Source organism: Thermoplasma sp. (assembly GCF_023256435.1).
Lineage (GTDB): Archaea > Thermoplasmatota > Thermoplasmata > Thermoplasmatales > Thermoplasmataceae > Thermoplasma.
Window position 1 is genome coordinate 1 of record NZ_JAGDXM010000040.1, and the last position, 17,085, is coordinate 17,085.

15 protein-coding genes and 2 tRNA genes are annotated in these 17,085 nt (G+C 43.5%); 15 read left to right on the forward strand and 2 right to left on the reverse strand.

Annotated elements, in window-relative coordinates; translation table 11 throughout:
- From Q0C15_RS05060 to Q0C15_RS05080, 5 genes are all read left to right on the forward strand, one after another.
- Positions 1-474 (forward strand): hypothetical protein (locus tag Q0C15_RS05060; RefSeq protein WP_297217010.1); only part of this gene is annotated, 474 nt, incomplete at its 5' end.
- A gap of 116 nt (positions 475-590) precedes the next feature.
- Positions 591-1,385, forward strand: a complete 795-nt coding sequence (locus Q0C15_RS05065; protein WP_297217012.1) for a S26 family signal peptidase — start codon at positions 591-593, stop codon at positions 1,383-1,385.
- Between the two features lie 345 nt (positions 1,386-1,730).
- Positions 1,731-2,336, forward strand: a complete 606-nt coding sequence (locus tag Q0C15_RS05070) for a hypothetical protein (protein WP_297217014.1) — start codon at positions 1,731-1,733, stop codon at positions 2,334-2,336.
- A 507-nt stretch (positions 2,337-2,843) separates the two neighbouring features.
- Entirely contained in the window at positions 2,844-3,563 is a 720-nt protein-coding gene (locus Q0C15_RS05075; RefSeq protein ID WP_297217015.1) for a hypothetical protein, read from the forward strand.
- A 347-nt stretch (positions 3,564-3,910) separates the two neighbouring features.
- Positions 3,911-4,210: a winged helix-turn-helix domain-containing protein gene (locus Q0C15_RS05080; RefSeq protein WP_297217017.1), complete on the forward strand. Its 300-nt coding sequence runs from the start codon at positions 3,911-3,913 to the stop codon at positions 4,208-4,210.
- Positions 4,211-4,215: 5 nt separating this feature from the next.
- Here the strand turns inward: Q0C15_RS05080 and Q0C15_RS05085 are convergent, their stop codons facing one another.
- The gene (locus Q0C15_RS05085; protein ID WP_297217019.1) at positions 4,216-4,905 is read right to left on the reverse strand and encodes a winged helix-turn-helix domain-containing protein; all 690 of its coding nucleotides are present in this window, start codon (positions 4,903-4,905) and stop codon (positions 4,216-4,218) included.
- Between the two features lie 137 nt (positions 4,906-5,042).
- On the opposite strand from Q0C15_RS05085, the gene Q0C15_RS05090 reads away from it, so the two are divergent.
- The 10 genes from Q0C15_RS05090 to Q0C15_RS05135 all read left to right on the forward strand — a co-directional run bounded on the left by Q0C15_RS05090 (position 5,043) and on the right by Q0C15_RS05135 (position 16,953).
- Positions 5,043-6,119 (forward strand): replication factor A, encoded by a 1,077-nt coding sequence (locus Q0C15_RS05090; RefSeq protein WP_297217021.1) that lies wholly within the window; start codon positions 5,043-5,045, stop codon positions 6,117-6,119.
- Positions 6,116-6,934, forward strand: coding sequence for a hypothetical protein (locus tag Q0C15_RS05095; RefSeq protein ID WP_297217023.1), 819 nt, complete (start codon positions 6,116-6,118; stop codon positions 6,932-6,934). The genes Q0C15_RS05090 and Q0C15_RS05095 overlap by 4 nt, the downstream gene beginning before the upstream one ends.
- Positions 6,935-7,133: 199 nt before the next feature.
- Positions 7,134-7,207 (forward strand) — tRNA-Lys (locus tag Q0C15_RS05100).
- Positions 7,208-7,226: 19 nt separating this feature from the next.
- The gene (locus Q0C15_RS05105; protein ID WP_110640374.1) at positions 7,227-7,490 is read left to right on the forward strand and encodes a DNA-directed RNA polymerase subunit H; all 264 of its coding nucleotides are present in this window, start codon (positions 7,227-7,229) and stop codon (positions 7,488-7,490) included.
- On the forward strand, positions 7,487-11,074 hold the full coding sequence (locus Q0C15_RS05110) for a DNA-directed RNA polymerase subunit B (protein ID WP_297217026.1): 3,588 nt from the start codon (positions 7,487-7,489) through the stop codon (positions 11,072-11,074). The genes Q0C15_RS05105 and Q0C15_RS05110 overlap by 4 nt, the downstream gene beginning before the upstream one ends.
- The gene (rpoA1, locus tag Q0C15_RS05115; protein WP_297217028.1) at positions 11,071-13,728 is read left to right on the forward strand and encodes a DNA-directed RNA polymerase subunit A'; all 2,658 of its coding nucleotides are present in this window, start codon (positions 11,071-11,073) and stop codon (positions 13,726-13,728) included. Before Q0C15_RS05110 ends, rpoA1 begins: the two co-directional genes overlap by 4 nt.
- A gap of 5 nt (positions 13,729-13,733) precedes the next feature.
- Entirely contained in the window at positions 13,734-15,260 is a 1,527-nt protein-coding gene (gene rpoA2, locus Q0C15_RS05120; RefSeq protein ID WP_367181984.1) for a DNA-directed RNA polymerase subunit A'', read from the forward strand.
- 9 nt (positions 15,261-15,269) lie between these two features.
- Positions 15,270-15,698, forward strand: a complete 429-nt coding sequence (locus Q0C15_RS05125) for a NusA-like transcription termination signal-binding factor (protein ID WP_110640378.1) — start codon at positions 15,270-15,272, stop codon at positions 15,696-15,698.
- A 143-nt stretch (positions 15,699-15,841) separates the two neighbouring features.
- The gene (eif1A, locus tag Q0C15_RS05130; RefSeq protein ID WP_110640379.1) at positions 15,842-16,201 is read left to right on the forward strand and encodes a translation initiation factor eIF-1A; all 360 of its coding nucleotides are present in this window, start codon (positions 15,842-15,844) and stop codon (positions 16,199-16,201) included.
- Positions 16,198-16,953 carry a serine protein kinase RIO gene (locus Q0C15_RS05135; protein WP_297217036.1) on the forward strand — a complete coding sequence of 252 codons (756 nt, stop codon included), beginning with the start codon at positions 16,198-16,200 and terminating at the stop codon, positions 16,951-16,953. The genes eif1A and Q0C15_RS05135 overlap by 4 nt, the downstream gene beginning before the upstream one ends.
- Here the strand turns inward: Q0C15_RS05135 and Q0C15_RS05140 are convergent.
- Positions 16,951-17,025 (reverse strand) — tRNA-Met (locus tag Q0C15_RS05140). The genes Q0C15_RS05135 and Q0C15_RS05140 overlap by 3 nt on opposite strands.
- Between the last annotated feature and the right edge of the window lie 60 nt (positions 17,026-17,085).

Below are 17,085 nucleotides of genomic sequence, written 5' to 3' on the forward strand. Positions count from 1 at the left end.
GGCTTCAGCGGCGGAACAGGCATGCAGGTTCAACCTTTATTCTACATACAGCCTGGAAGCAACTATATGGCAGCGAATGAAGTTGCAGGTTTTCAATGGACATATAAGACGCCGAGTTCGACAGAGTTCATAGGAAATATGACCATTGGATACATGACAAATGAGACGATATACGAAGTCAATGTGCTGGACATAAACTTCACAAGTTCAACTCAAGGTACGTTTACAATAAGCATTATGGTTACGAGCCCATTCCCTGAAGGATCGTATATATATTTCAGCACCAGCCCCTTCACTTCCACTGCAATTCCAGCCCATACCGATAACTTTACACTCAGCTCAACAGCAAGCCAGACAGCACTGACTTTCCCTGGTGTATATAAGGGAGAAACCATATATGTAGCATTCGTGATCGGTTCCGGTGAACTAAACACAACACCATCATTCACATTGACAATGTCAGAGGCCTTCTGAAATTAAAATAGACCTATTTTCTTTTTTGCGTATTTGTTTCCATTAGTGGAAGCAATATATATTTTTTAATCTTTTAAATAAAAAACTATTTATTATTTGGTTATCATGATGTCTTGATGGACTTAAAGAGGATGATAGCTATTGCAGTGATCATCGGTGTAGTAATTTTTCTGACATCTGTGACAATATATTCTGGGATATGGCCTCCAGTCGATACCATAGCTTCTGAGAGCATGACTCATTCCGACTACTGGACATACGGTACGATGAATGTCGGCGATATTGTATTCGTTAAAAAAGTATCAAGCGTTCCCGGCCCAGTCATAACCTATGTTGTTGGTCGACAAACTGGATTCTCAACATATGGCGAGTATGGAAATGTTATCCTATACAAGAATCCAGAAGGCCAGACAATAATACATCGTGCAATGTTCTATCTTTCCTGGAATGATGGAATGCCGATAGTCCAGGGTTTCCATGATCAGAGCTGGATGAAGGTAACAAAGACATATGTTCTGATATATGATGTTGGTTTTTCCCATAGAAACCTTGTTGTATATCTTAGAGGAATGGTTAATGAAAGTGGGTTCATCACTGTGGGTGATTTCAACCTGGCTTATCGTGGAATCTACAACTCAAGCCTGAACGCGTATGAGGCGGCAGATCAGAATGTTGGAATAACAAATGCTCCAGTAAATTCATCCAATATAATAGGCATGGCATTCTGGGATATACCATGGTTTGGGCTGATAAAGCTCAATATACTAAAAGCATATGGGCAATGGCCATATTCGAACGAAGTCGCTAAAAATTCATACGATTATCTTTTTGCTTCCATCATAATAATAGCAGCCTTAATCTTCCTGCCATACGGCAAAATTTATGATTTCTATAGAAAACGTAAAAAATAAACCATATGTACTTATTTTTATGCAGCATATAATGATCTATATTCGCATGTGAAATTCTTCACGTAACTTAGATGATGAAGGAGACCTCCTATTCTCAAAAACTTCGATTCATAACAAGATCCGTTTAATTTTTCAAGATATGCATTTCTGCTAAAAAACAAAATGATCGACTCATAAAAGAGATGTTATGATCTCAAGAGTTTAGCAATAGATCATTTCATGGTTCCCTAACAATTATAGAGGTATAGAAATACAATCTCAACCCGCATCACTTATCATAATTACATATTTATTTAACATTAGTAATATTTATATTTCGCTTCGTATTGTTTATACTGCGTAAGTATGAGACCCGGTTTAAGAATCCTGTTATCGCTCTTCGTCATTCTGATTGCGATAGCGCTTATAGCCATACCAGCCGAAGGCGATGTCATGATAATATCTCACGCAAATGGAACCGGATTTCTCTTGCAGAAGCCGATCATCATAAATCTCACCAGCAATGCGACTGAATATAAAGGGGCCACATTTGTATGGACTATAGAAAACGGTACTGTTTCTGGAAATTATATCAATATAACTGGCGTACTAAGAATCCATGTAAATTGGAACGTTTCTAACACAGATTATTTTCTCAACATACTATCCATAGGAAATGGCCTGGATAAAAATGCTTCATTCAATCTGACCCTCGATCAGATAGCAAAGCAGGCCAATAAAGTTCTCAACAGCAGCGAAACATCAGCTCTTACCGTGTATATCAAGGAAGGCTACCAGAACGAATCCTCGCTAGGCACTATAATTTACAATCAAACTCTAGAAGGCCCGTTTAATATGCAGTATCCGAATTTCATACCTTATTATATTGGTTTTTACTATGAAAAACCGCCAGATACAAATAACAGTGTTGGCCAGTACCTTAATTTCACATTTAATTTTGTTTACGTATAGGTTAGGCAGAAAAAATTTGAATTAGTGATTTGGTGAAGACATCTATTCCAGAGTTTTAATCGATCAAAAATAGTCTATTCTAATGGAAAGCTTTATAAGTATTTTTATGGTATTTACATACAATGAATATTGCTGCTAGTTCAATCTCAAATTCAGTTAATGAAAATATTGATCGATATAAAGAGGTATTGTGGCGAAAGCAGCAAAACAATGTAGATGCAGAGCTAGGCGGATCGCTTCTCAAATATAAATTGGATCCATACGCGGCAGCGGATCTGATGGAAAAAAATCTCGGATTATCCAAAATAAGAAATGGATCATTAAATGTACTCGTCAAAATATGCGGTATTAAGTCCGAAAGCATAAAGAATTTGGAATCAACTGACGCTTGTATCCTGAGTCATGTTGATCTGACTTTTTTAAAGGGTGCATGCTCGTATAGTAAGCTATTTTTTGGAATGAACATATGGTGCATGAACTGCTATTCATCATTACGAGGTTGTGCCTTTGAATCCTGATTTTTCATTACTTATCGCGTTGATTCCGCAATTCGTTATCTCGGCAATTCTGACTGGATTCGTCTTTCAGGCAATTACCAGTGAAAAGGCATTCATACAACCTAAAATCATTAGGGGAGGTTATGGTCATGAAAAGGAAGTCACACCCATTCCAGTAAGAAAAGATCAATCAGATCTGTATGAATATGAAAGACTGAAGAACAGGTCAAGGTTCCAAAATTTGCTGTTCAATCAGAATCTCAAGATGCTATCAACATCAACGCTTACGGCTAGCACGTGGATCCTTATTATTTATGCTATGCTGGGAATTGATAGATCTTCTCTGTTTATGCCGGACTACGGCTTTGAGATGAACTTTGCAGTTTATATGCCACTTATCTCTCTTTTCGCAATTGCTATGATATCATCTTTTTCTACTATGGTAAGGCTGAAAAATATGTATAGATGGTTAGGTACAATTTTGGCATTAATATCTGTAATTGTGTTTTTTGAACTGCCAGCTATGAAATGGTTTTTTTCAATCTATCCCGTGAACTTGATCATCTATATATTCATTTATTTCGCGGGCCTTTTCATTATTTTCCTCTGTTACCTTTTCTGGTGGAGAATGCATCCGAAGACTGTATTTTATATATCACTTTATTCCTCCATCTTGACATATTTCATGCTGGTAATACTTATGGTTGTCAAAGCAGTGCCAAAGTTATGAAAGCTTCAGCAACACTTTTTCAGATGCCAAAAATACTTTGTCTGTCAGACACTGGTGTCAATAAACATTTTTACATATAAATTTTATAATCGATTGCATTTAGAAAAACTGTAAAATAAATATTTTTTATGCCGGAACTGAATGATATGTAGCTCTGATATTTAATTCCATTATAATCGATAGAAAGGATCTTCGAATTTTTCAAATCGCTGATAGCGCCTCATGGCAATGCATATTTGTTCACAATTAATCTTTGTCTGACACCTAAGAAGATTTTAATTTTTGGTCATTTTTCTAGATCAGCTATAATTACAAAATGTTTATATCTGATCATCAGGTGTTCATTTATGGAGTCTTTAGCTGGTATTAGCCCTAATAGAAAAAATAGAGATCGCGGTGATCTAGTATTTGGCGTATTGAGAGAATTATACAACACTGATGGACAGATAGGAATAACAAGATTGATATATAGAGTAAATACAAACTACAATATAGCACGAGATATCCTCGATATGCTATCCAGAAGTGGCCTCATAGAAAAGAAATCAAAGAATGAAAAATCTGAATTCAGGGTTACGGACAAAGGATTGAGATTCATTGAAGCATATGAGAGAATAAATTCAGTGCTGGGTCAGAAAAAAAGATAGACATTCTATTTTCCCAATATATCACGTATGAATTCATAATCATTCGCGAGCAAAATCCCTTTCTGGGTTAATTCCACTAGATTCCTATTGGATCCTGATTTCTTTATACAGACTATGCCAGACCGCTCCAGATCTTCTATTATGCCCTTTCCCATCCTGTGATTTAGATTGCAGGCATAAAATAGTCTGGTCAATGGTATTTGATTTGAATTCTCCCTTATCGTGGATATCAGATCCATTATTATATTTGCCCGAGATCTTTTCCTTTGAGCTTCACCACCATCATTTTCTGGCATATCCTGAATGATATTGTCAGGAATTTCAGCCTCATCTCCTATACCTTCGCTCTTGCAGAAGATGCTGGGTAGCATTAGAACAGATATGCCCTGGGACTTGAAGTTCTCTATTGCATCCGGTTCGATCTCACCACAGGTTATGAGAAATTTCCTCTTGGCACCAATATCCTCTGAATTATAGTTGAATTCCTTTGCCATCTTCGAAACATCAGAAGAATTAGGGGCGATCATGACCGTGACAATCTCATTACGTTCAGATTTGTATACAGCATCGAATAGATGATCTTTCCCAGACCTTCCTCTTATCATTTCTTTGTATTTGATCTCCCACCTGCCGGGTGTTATTGAAAGATAGTTCAAAACAGAAGCATAGGGATCAAATTTAGTATGTTTTTCCAAGTTCCATCGATAATAAAATTGATTCATGGCTATATAAGGAATATGAAAGATAATTACGTAAATATTTTAATACAAGTTTTCAGGGAGCATGTTCCCTTAAAAAATAAATATGCAGTACGAATAGTCCAGCAATAAATATGCTATCAAAGATAATCGAGGTGGATACCGCAAAGCAGAATATAGATATGAAGGTGAAACTTCTGTCTCTGAATAAACGCACCGTGAAAAATGAACGCGGTGAGACCGTTTACTATTACGGTATGATCGGCGATGAGACAGGTACTCTGCCATTCACGGCCTGGGTCTTCCCGCCTGCTATCCGGGTCGGAGACGTGGTTGAAATAAGGTCATGCTATTCAAGCATCTATAACGGAAAGATCAGGATATACATCGATGGCAGATCCGAAGTGATCTTGAAGCCGGACGTGGATATGGAGGTCAAAAGAACCTCGGATCTGGTGAAGATAAGGGATATCAGCCTGAGCATGCCGTATGTTTCCGTGATCGGGAAGATAACTGGCGTACATAAAAGAGAATATGAAAACGAGGGCATTTCTAAGAACGTATATCAGGCGTACATAGAAGATGAAACGGCAAGGGTCAGGATATCTTCGTTCGGGAAGGCATTGCAGGAAAACGATGTTGTACGCATAGATAATGCACGTGTAACTCAGTTCAATGGCTATATCAGCCTTTCCATAGGCGATAACTCCAAAATAGAGGCTGTAAATACCACAATACCAGATAAGCCAAGGCACATCTTCATATCTGAGATAAGATCGCCCGTGGGTGGTATAACCATAGCTGGTTTTGTTGTCAGTGTCGGTCAAGGGAGCAGGATTTTCACGAAATGCAGTGTATGCAAGAGGATAGTGGAGAACGGCAAATGCAATGATCATCCAAAGGCCCCTGTATACCCAGATTTATTTGGATATTTCTCAATATCCGATGGTACAGGAACCATAACGTGCTATATTAACGGAGATAGCTTCTTGCCATATGCTGGTATTCCACAGGAACAGTTCAGGAGAGACGCATATTCAACGAATCCAAATGCCATAATCAAAAAGAATCTGATCGGGAAATGCATATCCGTTACCGGTGATCTGAGAATGCAGGATGATAAGATTACGTTGAACGTGCAGTCGATACGCGCCATCTCCGCTGAAGATAACAGAGAGATCACGAATATAATAGAGGAGGAATTCCAATGATGCATAAGAGAGATCAGGATTACTGGATTTTTTCAGCAGAACTCAGAGATTCAAAAGTCATCAACGATTCATCAGATAAGCCCATGATTTTGACACCGCTTGGCATAGCAGTGAAGCGAATACTATGCACCGGAAACGTCACTTCCAAGCAAGGAGACGACAGAATGACCAGAATAACTATTGCCGATCCGGTTGGGAATTTCTATGTTGTAGGGTTTTCCAATGGTTTCAATCCGGAGGAAAAATCCATGCTGGATGGGCTTAATGTGGATGATAGGGTTATGGTGATTGGTAAGATAAGCACATATCGCAATTCAGGTGGAAATTATCTGTTTTCCATCAGGCCGGAACTGGTGTCAAAGATAGATGAGGAGGCATCGAGATTCTGGATACTGAAAGCGTACTATTTTGCAAAGAGAAGATATTTTGCCATAAGGGAAGCGCAGAAATCTGAGGATTCCAGCATAGAAACCCTCAAGGAATCAGGCTACACCGCTGTTGAAGCCGAATCTGCATTAAATGCGATAAAGAACTTCAGGGACTATGATTATCAGAAACTCTTTGAGGTCATTGAGCCAGCCATGAGCTCATTCGGTTCGTCTGGTCAGCTACCGGAGATACGTTCATTCATGTTGGATTATATCAAGAACAACGATCTCGATGGGAAGGGATGCAGATACGAGGACATAGTTGTAGCGGCAAAGAATCAGGGTATAGATCAGAGCACAGTGGATGAGATACTTAATTCCCTCGGTTCCATGGGAGAGATTTTCGAGGTATCGCTGAAGCGATACAAGTTTGTTGATACCTCATGATCGAGGAAATCGAACACCGTGATCAGCGTAATTTAGCAAACTTATCCTGCAGGGGTTTGCCGCGCTAGCACAATAGAATGATTGAGGTAAATATATGGTGATCAGGTATTTTACATCAGTTTGGGCGAGGGTGAATAAATCCCTTGTGCCCTCGTCTAAAAAGTTTATTAATCGCCTCGCTATGTAGGCTTCTAATCATGGGCCCGTAGCTCAGCCAGGTAGAGCATCTGGCTTTTAACCAGGTGGTCAGGGGTTCGAACCCCCTCGGGCCCGCTCACGCGTGGTGACGAAAATGGCAAAATTTAATGTATTAGATCATAATCTCGTTCCGGAGCATCATATAGTATCAGAAGAGGAGGAGAAGGAGATCCTTAAGGAATTGAATATTGATAAGGAATTTCTGCCGAAGATCAGCCCTAATGACCCTGCTATAAAGGCTCTGGAGGCCGTTCATGGCAAGATCAAGGAGGGGACGATAATCAAGATAGTGAGGAAAAGCCCTACAATGGGGCATTCAGTATATTATCGTGTTGTTGCGTCTGAGGTGTTTAAGTGAAGGAAATTGTTGATGCATATTTTAAAAAGTATGGAATAGTAAACCATCAGCTTGATTCGATGAATTCTTTCTATGCCACGCCTGACAACCCGAACAGCGTGATGCAGCAGATTGTTGATGAGACGAAAGTATCAGATGATGCAGATCCAGGTTATTTCGTGCTGGATCCTGCCAAGACAGGTGGCCACGACATAAGGATATATTATGGTAGAATAAGGGAAAATAACCACTATATCGGTGAGCAGACAATTTTCATTGGCAAACCGGAGATAAAGGAAGCATCTGGTGCATCAAATCAGATAACGCCTAATGAGGCCAGGCTGAGGGATCTGAACTACCTGGCGCCGGTAACGTTAAAACTCAGGATAGTGGAAGATGGAATTGAGAAAGGATCCGAAATAATAAAGGTCGGGGATCTCCCCGTTATGGTGAGATCGAAGATATGCACCCTTTCCGAGGAGAACCTGGATCAATATATAGAGAAAAATAACGGTCCCATCGGTCTTTCCAGAAGGGAAAAACTGCAGTATGTTGGAGAGGATCCGGATGATCCTGGAGGTTATTTCATAATAGGCGGATCCGAGAGAGTCATAGTCTCCCTTGAGGATCTAGCACCAAATAAGATAATGGTTGAATGGGAAGATCGCTACGAATCCAAGGTCGAAGTTTCTAAGGTATTCTCTCAGCGCGGTGGTTTCCGTGCGCTCACAAGCATGGAGAAGGGGACAGATGGAACCATAAACGTCTCTATTCCAAGCGTCGCCGGTACAGTACCACTCGTCATACTAATGAAGGCCCTTGGTCTGGAGAGGGATGTGGATGTGCATGATGCCATAGCCTCCGTACCTGAGATGGAGCCGATAATATATGCAAATATAGAGGATTCGAAGAACCCAAAGGTGCTCCCTCCAAACGGCGTAAATACAACTGAAGATGCAATATCATATCTTGAGAAGAGGTTTGCCGCAGGTCAGGCCAAAGAATTCAGGGACAAGAAGATATCCCAGATGCTCGATCACTCTCTTCTGCCACATCTTGGCGATTCCCCATCGGACCGCATAAGGAAGGCAATATATCTGGGCAGGATGGCCAGATCCTTGCTGGAACTGAGCCTAGGAATAAGAAAAGAGGATGATAAGGATCATCTTGCGAATAAGAGGATAAAACTTGCTGGAGACCTCATGGATGAGCTTTTCAGAAGCGCATTCCAGAGCGTCATGAAGGATCTGAAATATCAGCTCGAGAAAACGTACAACAGGAAACGCGGTATTAAGATAAGGCCTGCGGTCAGGCAGGATCTGCTGACGCAGAGAGTGTTGCATGCCATGTCCACAGGAAACTGGATAGGTGGCAGGACAGGCGTATCGCAGCTTCTTGACAGGGTTTCTAATCTGAGCACCATAAGCCATCTGAGGAGGATCATATCTCCGCTCACAAGGACGCAGCCTCACTTTGAGGCAAGGGATCTTCATCCAACGCAGTGGGGAAGGATATGCCCAAATGAAACTCCAGAGGGTCAGAACTGTGGCCTTGTGAAGAACGCTGCATTGCTCATAAATGTGACACAGGGTATAGATCCGGACAGCGTTATGGAGATACTGAAGGGGCTCGATGTGCGTGAGGTCCTTGAGGAGAGCCCCAAGAAGGGAAGGGTGTATCTCAATGGTGATTTCATAGGGTATCATGACGATCCTAAGTACCTTGTATCGAGGATACGCGAGGAGAGAAGATCTGGACGTATTTCAGATGAGGTAAACGTTAGATACGACGATAACACGAATGAGGTTATAGTCAATTGCGATCGTGGAAGGCTCAGAAGACCACTTTTGATATTGAAGGACGGAAGAACTGTTCTGGATAGATCGATGATCGAGAAGCTGAAACACGGGGAGATCAACTTTGAAGATCTGGTGAGGCAGGGCGCCATAGAATGGCTAGATGCTGAAGAGGAGGAAGACACATACATCGCAGTATACGCCTATGATATACCAGAGAAATGCCCCCATTGCAATTCCTATCTGTACAGATCGATGGTGGAATGGGTTAACCCCGGCGAATCCGAGATAACCCTGGAATGCGGCTTCTGTCATCAGAGATTCAATGTTGACTCAAAGCTTTCAAAGGAGAACACGCATCTCGAGATAGACCCAGCTATGATACTGGGAGTTGTTGCGTCCATAATTCCATATCCTGAACATAATTCGTCGCCAAGGATCACCATAGCTTCGGCAATGGCTAAACAGTCCCTCGGATTTGCGCAGTCAAACGTCAGGATCAGACCGGATACCAGGGGCCATCTACTCCACTATCCGCAGGTTCCGCTGGTCAGAACCAGAGTTATGGACTATATACATTACGATCGGAGGCCAGCTGGCCAGAACTTCGTGGTTGCTGTCCTATCGTATGAAGGTTATAACATACAGGATGCCCTTGTCATAAACAAGGCTGCAATTGAAAGGGGCCTTGGAAGAAGCACATTCTTCAGGACATATTCAGCGGAAGAACGGCGTTATCCTGGAGGTCAGGAGGATAAATTCGAGATCCCAACCCACGATATAATAGGCGCGAGGGCCGAGGAATATTACAAGAATCTAGACGAAAGCGGTATAATATATCCTGAGGCCTATGTAGAGGGTTCAGATGTATTGATTGGAAAGACCTCGCCTCCCAGATTCCTTGAAGAAGGAGAAGAGAAGCTGGGCCCGCAGAGAAGACGCGAATCGTCCGTTACGATGAGACCCAATGAGAGTGGATATGTGGATAACGTATTTCTGACGGTTTCGGAGAGCAACAGCAGGGTTGTGAAGATAAAGGTTAGAAGTGAGAGGATACCAGAGCTTGGGGATAAATTCGCCTCGAGGCATGGACAGAAGGGAGTGGTCGGTCTTGTGGTACCGCAGGAGGATATGCCGTTCACAGAGGACGGGATAATCCCAGATCTGATATTCAACCCGCATTCAATACCATCAAGGATGACCGTTGGCCATATATTGGAAATGATCGGTGGAAAGATCGCATCAAGAACTGGAAGGTTCATAGACGGTACCATATTCAGTGGAGAGCCAGAAAAAAGCTTGAGAGACGCGCTGGTCAAATACGGTTTCAGGAAATCATCCACAGAGGTCATGTACGACGGAATTACAGGCAGAAGATTCAAAGCCGACATATTTGTTGGCGTTATATACTACCAGAAACTGCATCATATGGTTGCAGGAAAGTTCCATGCCAGGTCCAGAGGGCCAGTACAGATACTCACGAGGCAGCCCACAGAGGGAAGATCCAGACAGGGAGGTCTCAGGTTCGGTGAAATGGAGAGGGATACCCTGATAGCGCATGGGGCCGCCATGGTCATAAAGGATCGTCTGCTCGATCAGAGCGATGGAACCGTGCTGTACGTTTGCGGGAACCCATCCTGCGGGCATATTGCAATATATGATCGCAGAAAGGGAACGCTGAGATGCCCCGTCTGCGGAAATACCGGGAATATATACCCGATTGAGACCAGCTATGCCTTCAAGCTGATGAGGGATGAGCTGATTTCTCTTGGTGTTGTTATGAGATTAATGCTTGGTGATATGAAATGATGGGAATATCAAAAAGAATTTCATCAATTAAATTTGCCCTTCTTTCTCCTGACGAGATCAGAAAGCTGAGTCAGGTCAAGGTTATTACTGCGGATACCTATGATGATGACGGGTATCCTATCGAACATGGACTAATGGATCTTCACATGGGCGTTATAGAACCAGGTCTCAGGTGTGCCACCTGTGGTGGAAAGGTGGATGAGTGTCCAGGGCATTTTGGGCACATTGAACTTGCCATGCCAGTGGTGCATGTTGGTTTTGTAAAGGAAATAAAGATGTTCCTTGACGCCACATGCAGATCATGCGGTCGCATCAAATTGACCGATGACGAGATCCGCAGTTATCTCCCCGAGATACAGAAGATGGACTTTGAAACCGGGGATCCTGAGGACATAGAGATATTGACGAAGAAATACGTGGATCTTGCCTCTCAGAGAATGGTATGCCCCCATTGTGGAGCACAGCAGAGCAAGATAATATTGGACAAACCCACTACATTCAGGGAAGAGGGTACGAACGTGAAGATCACACCAAAGGAGATAAGGGAGAGGCTTGAGAGGATACCGGATGATGATCTAATATTCTTCGGATTCAATCCCAAGACTGCGAGGCCAGAGTGGATGGTGCTCACAGTTCTTCCTGTTCCGCCAATAAACGTCAGACCGTCAATCACGCTGGAAACCGGTGAAAGGAGTGAGGATGATCTCACTCACAAGCTAGTAGATATAATCAGGATCAGTCAGAGGCTTCGTGAGAGCAGGGATAACGGATCCCCTCAGCTGATTATAGAAGATCTCTGGGATCTTTTGCAGTTCCATGTGACGACTTATTTCGATAATCAGACGCCTGGAATACCGCCCGCAAGGCACAGAAGCGGTAGAGCTCTGAAGACCCTCGTGCAGCGTCTCAAGGGGAAGGAGGGCAGGTTTAGATCAAACCTTTCAGGTAAGCGTGTCAACTTCTCTTCAAGAACCGTTATATCACCTGAACCATATCTTTCGGTGAATGAGGTTGGAGTGCCGGAGAGGGCGGCTAGAGAGCTCACCGTACCTGTTACGGTCAACCAGTTCAACATCGATGAGATGCGCGAACTCATAAAACGCGGTCGCAATCCAAGGGATCAGTTTGGGCGTTATGTTACCGGCGTAAACTATGTGATAAGGCCGGATGGAAGGAGAATAAAGATAACCGATCAGAATGCCGCCGAGAATGCCGAAAGGATCGATATAGGATGGACCGTGGAACGTCAGCTGATGGAGGGCGACATCGTGTTATTCAACAGGCAGCCGTCCTTGCACAGGATGTCCATGATGGGCCATACCGTCCGCATACTCCCAGGCCAGACATTCAGATTCAATCTTGCAGTTTGCACCCCGTACAACGCAGACTTCGATGGGGATGAGATGAACCTTCACGTTATACAGAAGGAGGAGGCAAGAGCCGAGGCAAGGATCATAATGAAGGTTCAGGAGCAGATAATGAGTCCGAGATTTGGAGGCCCCATAATAGGTGGAATCCATGACCATGTAACGGCTCTGTTCCTGCTGACGCACAACAATCCAAGATACACGCATGAGGAAATGGTGCACATAATGGCTTATCTCGAACCTGATCTTTTGCCTGATGCAAAGATAGAAAATGGCGTGAAATACTATTACGGACGCGATATATTCTCAACGATTCTTCCGAAGGGTCTGAATGTGAGATTCAGGAGCAAGCTGTGCTCCGGTTCATCTGAGAAGTGCGAATTTGAGGATGATCCTGCAGACACATATGTTGAAATCGTCGACGGAAAACTTATTCATGGAACCATTGACGAGGCTGCGGTTTCTCCATTTTCTGGCGCCATAATAGACAAGATATTCAGGAAATTTGGATCCCAGGAAGCCGCCAGGTTCATTGACAGAATGACGCGTCTTGCTGTCGGTTTCATAACCTATCGCGGCTTCTCCACAGGTATAAGCGATTACGATATACCTGAGAGTGCGGTGGCCAGGATAGAGGAACTTGTGGTACAGGCCGAGGAGCGCATAAACAAGCTCATAGAGACGTTCAAGCGCGGTGAGCTTCAGCCAGCTCCAGGCAGATCGGTCGAGGATACCCTGGAGATGGAAATACTGTCGGAAGCAGGTGTCGTCAGAGATGAATCAGGTAAGATAGCCAGTTCATATTTAGGTCTGAAGGTACCGTCCGTTATAATGGCAAGATCTGGAGCGAGGGCTACGATGCTGAACATATCCGAAGTTGCAGGTATAGTCGGCCAGCAGTCTGTGAGAGGCGGAAGACTTAACAGAGGCTATTATAACAGAACTCTGCCGCATTTCAAACGCGGTGATATAGGCGCAGATGCCAGAGGGTTCGTAAGGTCTTCGTACATGACCGGCCTTAATCCCACGGAATACTTCTTCCACAGTATTGGAGGGCGTGAAGGTCTGGTGGATACGGCTGTCAGAACGTCGAGAAGTGGTTACATGCAGAGGAGGCTGATCAACGCTTTTGAGGATCTCAAGGTTGACGATTCAAGGGAGGTCAAGGATACTGTCGGTTCTCTTATACAGATCAGGTATGGTGAGGATGGAATAGATCCGACCAGAAGCGCCAGAGGAAAGGCGGTAGATATGAATTACATCCTCTTTGATGAGGGGAGGAGGTGATCCAATTGGCATCACTCTTATGGCGTGACACATCAAAGAACATCGTCGCCATATCGGAAAAGGTTCCAGTGAACTACGCCGTTGACTTTGACGTCCCTGCTGGCATTGAGGATGGTTACATAACCATAAACCGGAAGAATTTCTCATATCATGTTGTGATCTCAGGGGTCAGATCCTACTCTCCGGATGTCGAGGCAATTGCGAAGAAGAAGAATGGCCTGAAATCTATAATAACCATAGAGAAGATAGAAAAGATTGAACCGATATCAGTAATGGAGTTCCAGTCAAATGGAAAGACTCTCGATACAGTTGCCGGCTTCGAAATAGGGGAGAGACAGCTGACGGAAATAAAGGAAAAGTACGGTGAAAGTTTATCGGAGGATGTTCAGGCAGTTATAAACGATACAAAGGCGCTTGGATTCAGCCTTCCAGAATCAGTGGCTGAAGAGATCGCCAGGCACAGATCTGAATGGGGAGAAAAAGCATACAAGAACATACTCAAGAGGATAGGTGAGGAGATAGACAACGAATTGATCGATCCATACGAAGCGGTCGGAATAATCGCGGCGCAGAGCATAGGAGAGCCAGGCACGCAGATGACAATGAGAACCTTCCACTTCGCGGGAGTCAGGGAGATGAACGTCACGCTGGGTCTTCCCAGGCTGATCGAGATAGTTGATGCGAGGCGCATTCCAAGCACGCCGTCCATGACGATATACCTCAAGCCAGAATACGAGACGAATGATGAGGTGGTAATGGATGTCGTTAAGAGGCTTGAGAACACCAGCATAAGCGATGTGGCGGACATAATAACGGATATAGGAGAGCTTACCGTCACTGTGAAGCCAGATCCTAGAAAAACAAAGGACAGGCTCATAGAGATGGAAGACATAATGAATGCCATCAACAGGATCAAGGGAATAACCGTCATGGAGGATTCCAACCAGATAATAATAAAACCACAGCAGGAATCCTTCAAAAAACTATATCTGCTGCAGGAACAGATTAAGGGCCTTACGATAAAGGGAATAAACGGTATAAAGAGGGCAATTGCAAGGGTTGAGGGCAAGGAACATAGATGGGTCATTTACACGCAGGGTTCGAATCTGAAGGATGTGCTGGAGGTAGACGAGGTAGATCCAACTCGCACGTACACAAACGATATAGTGGAGATCGCCAACGTCCTCGGGATAGAGGCCGCAAGGAATGCCATACTCAACGAGGCTCTGAGGACTCTGCAGGAGCAGGGTCTTAATGTGGACGTCAGGCATCTGATGCTTGTTGCAGATATGATGACATTCAGCGGTACCGTGCGTGCGGTGGGTAGAACCGGTATATCTGGAAGAAAGAGCAGCGTACTTGCAAGGGCGGCCTTCGAAATAACTACAAAGCATCTTCTCAGGGCTGGTATAATGGGTGAGGTTGACAAACTGGCAGGTGTTGCTGAGAACATTATCGTAGGTCAGCCAATAACACTAGGAACCGGTGCTGTCGATATAATTTATAAAGGTTATCCGAAAACGAAGAAGTGAGGAATAGAGATGAATGAGATAACTGTTGATAATGAGACCATGGCTCATATAGCCATATTCGAAAAGATTGCAAGAATTGAGCTGATGGAGTGTGTCGAGAACGAGGATATGATCCTCTTCGTTGTGGGCGAGCGCAAGATGGCGGAGATGTTCAAGAAGAACAAGGACGTCATCTCGCAGCTGAAGGAAAAGATCAACAAGCACATCCTCGTGGCTGAGATCTCAAGGGATCTTTTGACATTTGTTAGGAACATATTCTTCAGATACGGCGTAAATGAAATTCAGATTTCATGGAAGAACAACAGGACCGACATAGTTGTGGGTGTCAAGCCAGAGGAAATAGGCAAGGTAATAGGGAAGGAAGGCAAGAATATAAAGCTCTTCAAGGATGCTGTGTCAAGGTACTTCAACGTCAACAGCATAAGCGTAAAGCAGTAGTTGGAAAATTTTCCAGAAAACTTGGAATTTTCCACAAATATTTAAATTTGTATTTGTAATTAGCAATCCATATGCTCTATCGGCATGGCCATGCTGCGCATGCATTGCCATAGACCAGGTGAACATTGAAAGAATGGTGAAGTATGGGCGACGAAGATGTTGACGATGGTATCAAAAATTTCGAGAATAACGAAGAGAATGAGGAATCGATAGGGCGCGTTATACTCCCCAATAAGAAGAAGGGGGAGATGTTCGGTATAGTGGAGAAGATGGAGGGCGCTTCAAGGCTTTCCGTCATGTGTGAGGATGGGTATACCAGAAATGCCAGGATACCGGGCAGAATGCGCAAGCGTATGTGGATAAGGGAAAAGGATCTGGTTATAGTTAAACCTTGGGAATTTCAGCCTGAGAAGGCTGATGTCGTCTACCGCTACACGAAGACTCAGGCTAGTTATCTCAGCAGGAATCACATGCTGCCTGAGGTGATCGATATATTCAAGTGAGGTGGTTAAGGATAGATGACTCAGCTCTCAAACAGCTCATAAAAAACGATGAATTTGCATTTAGATCCAACCTTGATAGAAAGACGCTTGATCTTGTTTTTGACAAGCGTACCCTTGAAGCATTGAAATACGTTTTTTCAAGATACAGCATCGATTATCTAGATTTTCCAATTTCCTCCGGCAAGGAGTCCGTCGTCTTCAGAGCGGTCTCCGGCAGAAAGTTCGTGGCAGTGAAGATATTCAAGATGTCAACGCTGAAGTTCATGAACATAAGAAAATACATTGAGGGCGATCAGCGATTTGCAAAGATAAGGATCGATAGAAACGATATAATACCCGTATGGGTAAGAAAAGAGTACACAAACTTGATGGCCTTGGAAAATGCGGGGGTACCAGCACCGAAACCGATAGGGTTCTTCAAGAACATCCTAGTTATGTCCTATATAGGAACAAAGTCAGGTCCAGCTCCACAGATAAGGGATATCGAAATAAACGACGTAATATATGAAGAGGTTCTCGATGGCATGCGCCGCATGTACAGAAACAGGATAGTGCACTCGGATCTAAGCGAATACAACATGCTTTACCACAGAAAAGTCTATTTCATAGATCTGGCGCAGGCAGTGGATATAGATCACCCAATGGCCTCCGAATTTCTTGAAAGGGATATAATCAATGTCAGCAATTTTTTCTCGAAACATGGGATAGCGACAAGCCCAGAATCCATAGAAAAATACATAAAAGTAAAGTAGCGGGGGATGGATTTGAACCATCGATCTACGGGTTATGAGCCCATCGGGATTTCCTGACTACCCCACCCCGCTTTTGAATGCAGTATCGGCCTGAAACGTGGCTGTAAGGGTTTATGGCATCTGGCTTAATCA

Bases quoted from the DNA above. Each gene is read 5' to 3' on its own strand.
- Q0C15_RS05070 (WP_297217014.1), top strand. From the start codon at position 1,731: ATGAGACCCGGTTTAAGAATCCTGTTATCGCTCTTCGTCATTCTGATT.
- Q0C15_RS05125 (WP_110640378.1), top strand. From the start codon at position 15,270: ATGAATGAGATAACTGTTGATAATGAGACCATGGCTCATATAGCCATA.
- Q0C15_RS05065 (WP_297217012.1), top strand. From the start codon at position 591: ATGGACTTAAAGAGGATGATAGCTATTGCAGTGATCATCGGTGTAGTA.
- eif1A (WP_110640379.1), top strand. From the start codon at position 15,842: ATGGGCGACGAAGATGTTGACGATGGTATCAAAAATTTCGAGAATAAC.
- Q0C15_RS05080 (WP_297217017.1), top strand. From the start codon at position 3,911: ATGGAGTCTTTAGCTGGTATTAGCCCTAATAGAAAAAATAGAGATCGC.
- Q0C15_RS05105 (WP_110640374.1), top strand. From the start codon at position 7,227: ATGGCAAAATTTAATGTATTAGATCATAATCTCGTTCCGGAGCATCAT.
- Q0C15_RS05095 (WP_297217023.1), top strand. From the start codon at position 6,116: ATGATGCATAAGAGAGATCAGGATTACTGGATTTTTTCAGCAGAACTC.
- rpoA1 (WP_297217028.1), top strand. From the start codon at position 11,071: ATGATGGGAATATCAAAAAGAATTTCATCAATTAAATTTGCCCTTCTT.
- Q0C15_RS05090 (WP_297217021.1), top strand. From the start codon at position 5,043: ATGCTATCAAAGATAATCGAGGTGGATACCGCAAAGCAGAATATAGAT.